Annotated in this window: 1 protein-coding gene; it reads left to right on the top strand. The window is 54.5% G+C overall.

Annotated features, from left to right (window positions below):
* The first annotated feature begins 328 nt into the window (after positions 1 to 328).
* Entirely contained in the window at positions 329 to 1,690 is a 1,362-nt protein-coding gene (gene mobV / locus B5F77_RS15365; RefSeq protein WP_087332340.1) for a MobV family relaxase, read from the top strand.
* The last annotated feature ends 5 nt before the right edge of the window (positions 1,691 to 1,695 follow it).

Here is a 1,695-nt window from a genome sequence, read left to right as displayed (position 1 = left end):
CAAAGGTGAATATCGCCATCCGTAGGCTGGTCGGACGGACTTCCGTCCTGCCGACCGACAAGGGAAAGCCGATGTCGCTGGCGAAAAGAAAAAGCAACCAATGTCCGCCGACATCACCGCTGACACCGCCGCAGGCTTTTGGGAAACAAAAAGCCATAGCTCATTAGGGCGTTTTCTTCACGCACCGCTGACGCTAATGCTAAAAACACCCCAATGAGCCAATGGGGTTGCACCCCTCTGGACACCCCCGTTTGTCCTGTGCGGCATGACCGCAGGCGGACGAACATTGACAAACAAGTTTGTAGAACCTCAAAAACAAGAAACGAACATGGGATACATAAGCATTCAAATCAACAAGGCGAAAGGGTCGGCTGACACGGGCGCATCCGACCACATCGAACGCAAGACCACGCCCAAGAACGCAGACCCCACACGCACACATCTCAACCGTGAGTTGGTGCAATTCCCCGACGGTGTGGCTGACCGCACCGAGGCGATAAGCCACCGCATCCGCACGGCAGGTATCAGACGGAAGATAACGCCCGACCAAGTACGGGCAATCCGCATCGTGCTTTCGGGCACGCATGAAGATATGGTGAGAGTGCAGGACGAAGGCAGGCTGGGTGAATGGTGCGATGACAACCTGCAATGGCTGCATCGCACATTCGGCAGGGAGAACACCGTTTCGGCAGTGCTGCACATGGACGAACACACGCCGCACATCCATGCAACGGTCGTACCGATAGTGACGGGAGAGCGCAGGAAAGCCAAGAAGAAACAAGCGGACAGCAAACGCACCTACCGCAAGAAAGCCAATGCCGTGCGTTTGTGTGCCGATGACCTCCTGACCCGTGAAAGGCTTGTTGCCTATCATGACAGCTATGCCGCAGCGATGGCGAAGTACGGATTGCAGCGTGGCATACGGGGTTCGGAAGCACGGCACACCACCACAGCCCAATACTACCGTGACCTGAAACGGCAGACGGGAGAGCTTGAAGCCAACGTAAGGCAGTTGCAGACCGCACAACAACAGGCTGAACGGCAGCTTGACGAAGTGCGAAAGGAAATCAAGTCGGAGAAGCTGGAAGCCGCCAAAACCGAAGCGAAAACGGCACTCGTGGCAAAGGTCGGCTCTCTTTTGGGTAGCGGCAAACTGAAAGCCGACAACCGTACCCTGCAAAGTGAGGTCGCCGCCCGTGACGAGAACATCGAACTGTTGCAACGGCAAATGCAGCGGCAGCAGGAGGAACACAGCCGCCAGCTTATGGAACTGCAAGCCAAGCACCGCAGGGAAATGGCGGACAAGGAAGCGGAACACCAAAAGGAAGTGTCATTCCTGAAATCCGTTATTCAGAAAGCCAAGAAATGGTTTCCGCTGTTCCAAGAGTTGGTGTATATGGAGAAGTTCTGCCTCAAAGTCGGCTTCAACGAGAAGCAGACTGCCACGCTTATCAGCGGCAAGCCGTTGTTCTACGAGGGCGAACTCTATTCGGAGGAACACAAGCGGAAGTTTAAGACCGAAAGGGCAGGCTTCCAAGTGGTGAAGGACCCGAAAGACAAATCGAAACTCGCACTTGCCATCAACAGGCAACTGATTGGCGAATGGTTCAAGGAACAGTTTGGCAGGCTGTTCTCATCCATTAAAAGGACTGTTAAGCCGCTTAGGAGAGACAAGGGCATGAGATTATAAACGAT

The organism is Parabacteroides sp. An277 (genome assembly GCF_002159645.1).
Lineage (GTDB): Bacteria > Bacteroidota > Bacteroidia > Bacteroidales > Tannerellaceae > Parabacteroides.
The sequence above is the reverse complement of the archived record's forward strand: the minus strand, read 5'-3'. Positions and strand labels throughout refer to the sequence as shown.